Below are 3,626 nucleotides of genomic sequence, written 5' to 3' on the forward strand. Positions count from 1 at the left end.
AATATGACCACCTCCGGTTATTCCTGTAATTTCCCCCATGATTTCATTTAACTTTTCAATAATCGTGTTGATAAAATTAAAATCATAAGCGAAATCCAAGGAAAAAAGCATAAATTTGGTCATAAGAATGTTCATATCAAACGCTATATTTGCAATATAATTGAACATTTCGTTCATTTTTTGGGTTATTTCATTTGAGTCTAGAAACCAAAGGTTGCCTGTTACTTTGTCCATAAAACCTTCTTTTTCATCAAAATCTTTCGGAACGGCATCCAAATGATAATAAGACTCACCGTCTTCCTTAAAATCTCCTAATTGTTCATTCCCTTCATCTGACTGTTTATCAGCAGCTTTAATTGGCTCAGCAGCACCAATCCCTAATAATACTAGTATCATCACTACTATTGATATCCGTTTTAAGATTGATTTCCTCATTTGAGCGTAAAAAAATAACCCCTTTTGACAAGGGATTATCTTCAGTACTATGCCTCCTTTCTTATTCAGTTTCACTATAAGGGTGAACAACTGTACCAGACTCTTTGTTCTCAATCTGATCAGGCAGGCTGCCATTCACAAATTGATTGATTTCCCACTCTCCTGCTTCATTTTGGGTCATACTGATAAAGTTACCATCACCATCTTCAAATTCATAACCTCTCCAGGGTTTTACATAATAAATAACCTCTTGAGAATCCTCGCTATAAACAGAATCGTAGCGACGAATTTCGTATTCATCATTCAATTCATCAAAGTCCTTGAATTGGTCGGAATACTTATCTTTGTAATTTTGATAATTCTCCTTTTGAATCATATCCTGTGCATGAAGCGTACTACCATCGTCTTTCACAATCTCGGTTACGTATGTTTCGTTTTCAAGTTTATCCTGCCCTTCCGGCGAAAGCATTGAATAGACCTTTGGAATATTTAACTCAAAGCCCGCTTGATAAAATTCCTGCACAATTTTGTCGGTTTCTTTAAACACTTCAGCATTTTCTTTCTCTTCCGGGCTCGCATCACTGTTGGAAGAACAGCCTACAACCAATAGTAAGCTAACAACCATTAAAAACGACCCCATCAATTTCCTGTTCAATCTACTCACCCCTTCGTCAGTTTAGGAAGTCTGCCTAAACTCCCTCTCGCGTTCTTCCTCGGTCGACGTTGACGAGTCAAAGGCATCTAACAGATCTTTAAATACCGGATTGACATGGATAACAGCTGAGCGACCAAATATATCCTGGAATAGCGCATCCCCACGCCCGAGATTTTTTAGTGTATCGATATTTTCTTCGGTTTGCGGCAAGTTAAAGTAATTTAACATCTCTTGGGCTTCCTCGGTCTTACGTAAGCCAAAACTGAATTTCATACCCATATTGGCGACTTCTTTTCCATGGTCAGACGCATTTTGCGAGCCTTTAATCAGTGTCGTGTTGTAATAACGCCCCATTCGTACAATAAAATCCATCAATTCGGATCCAATTGCGCTTCGTTCAATCGCGCTGGCCTCATCCTGCAGAATAAACTTGTGACGCATGCGGTCCTGATTAAACATATACTGTTTAGTGAATGCGGTTAAAGAGATCATGATGGCCTCAGAAATTTTGTGCTGCGGTCGTAATGTCTTTGCTTCACTGCTCGGCAGATTTAAGTTTTGAACCATCAACACCTGAATCGGTACGCCCGTTTTTAACACTTTATACGCCTGTCCGACTTCACCAAACAGCAATTTGGCCAATTGATTACGTCGTAACGTTTCAAGCGTACTCTTTAATTTTTCAACGGATGCATAACGAACGGATGTCATTTTATCCTTTTCATGTTCATAAAGGTTTTGCAGGTGCGTCATCACAGCACCAATACAAGGATCTTCCTGTTTTGATACGGCTTCAATCGCCTCACTTAATAGCGTATACGCATCATCATCAATCTCCACATTTACCAAGTGGGACAGGATATCCATGCAAATGTCTTTTCCTTCTTCAAGGTTCGTGCTTGTTCGAAATGGATCCAGAGAACCAGCATCCCGTTCATCACGTCCCATTTCCCAGACGGATATGGATTCTTTTGGAATATAAGGAAGTCCGTTCAACCATCCTTTACGATCACCTTTTGGGTCGATAATCAATCCCTGTGAGCCCGTTAAGGTTGCAAGATAAACAAACAGATTCATAAGAAACGATTTCCCTTTACCGGTCATGCCGGCCACAAGTACCGAAATGGAATCAAAAACATTATTTAAATTGTCATAAGCTTTAGCTGCAAGATCCGGTTTAATGAATACCGGCTTTTGAAACTGTTTCGTATACCCGATATAAAATCCGCGATTATCACCGATGTTGGTGGTCGCTCCAAACATCATGCCAGCTAAAATATTAGGCGACACATGCATTTGATAATCGTTCATAAAGGATTTGGAACCGGGTATGGTTTCCATCATCAGATTCAATTGCTCCCCGTATGGCGGGAGAACAGATAATCCAAACCGGGACAATTCATCGGTTAATTGTTCCACACGGGTGTTTAACGTTTTCTTATCTTTGGCGCTCACTTTAAAAACAAACGAACAGCTATAGGCCGGCTGTCCTGTCTGTTTAAAGTAATTTTCCATTTGAACAGCGCCTTTTTCCGATTCATTGACACTTAGATCCACGTTCTCATTCCCTTTTGCTGCTTCCTGCTTTTGATCTTTAAATTCCAACCGGGCATTACTGAGTTTCTTGCGTATCGATCTGTTCGACTGATAGTTTGCGCGAATGGAAACACTGACCGGAAAAGGCATTCGGGATTGAAGATGATACAACCACTCAAAACCGGGATGCATACTTATATCCTCCATGTTACTGCAAATCACGTATTGAGTATATAGTTCTTCTATTTCATTATTGATGATTTTACTTGCTAGTAATGTTTTCGGACCGACTTCTTCAATGTTAGCATTTTGCAAATCAACAAATGCTTTTTCTTTTGGCCGAACGGCTTCGTGTGTTTGCTTTTTAGCATCTTCCCCTTCCACCTTATAGCCGGACCCGAAATTTTCCCGGTACTGCACATCCTGATTGGAAGTGGAAACGGAATATGCTTTTTCGGCTAGGTAAATGATTTCAGATGCTGTCGCAGGCTTCACCATAGACGAAAACCCATTAATCATATTTCCAATTAAACTTTCGGCCTGCTCCTGATATGCTCGAATAACCTCAAATGGAATATCATAAGGGTCTAAACCTACCGCATGATAAATCGGAGAGTTTAATCCCTGCAGGAAGTTTTTCATCTGGTAAATGGCCGTGTTTCCCATGTTCAGGGATTGTATTTGGTTTTGGGCCGGGTCTAACTGGACACCCAGATAATGCACATATTCACCGGACTCGTTGATGGTACGTTGTTGGTTCAATTGGCTCTCCACTTGCTGCATAAAATGAAGACCGTTTCGTTTTAATGGGTATTCCAATCGATCCATTTCCTGTTTTGTCTGGTTCATGATACCACTGATATTCATCGGTGTAGGATCAATGATAAAGTGCAAATCATGACCATTATTGGCTAAAAATCCCAATTGCTGCTGGAATGGTTTTATTTTATCATCGAAATCCAAAAAGTCATACCCGAACCCTTCAATCCGATAATAGGCC

At 40.2% G+C, this 3,626-nt stretch carries 3 protein-coding genes; all 3 read right to left on the reverse strand.

Translation table 11 applies throughout. The annotated features are described in order from the left end of the window. Positions 1-399: hypothetical protein (locus VK080_RS05305; RefSeq protein WP_324223729.1), on the reverse strand; the 399-nt coding region annotated here is incomplete at its 3' end. Positions 400-496: 97 nt separating this feature from the next. After that, positions 497-1,090 (reverse strand): hypothetical protein, encoded by a 594-nt coding sequence (locus tag VK080_RS05310; protein ID WP_324223730.1) that lies wholly within the window; start codon positions 1,088-1,090, stop codon positions 497-499. A 21-nt stretch (positions 1,091-1,111) separates the two neighbouring features. Continuing rightward, positions 1,112-3,626 (reverse strand): ATP-binding protein (locus VK080_RS05315; protein WP_324223731.1); only part of this gene is annotated, 2,515 nt, incomplete at its 5' end.

This window comes from Lentibacillus sp. (assembly GCF_035301925.1).
In the GTDB taxonomy this organism is placed as follows: domain Bacteria; phylum Bacillota; class Bacilli; order Bacillales; family Amphibacillaceae; genus Lentibacillus.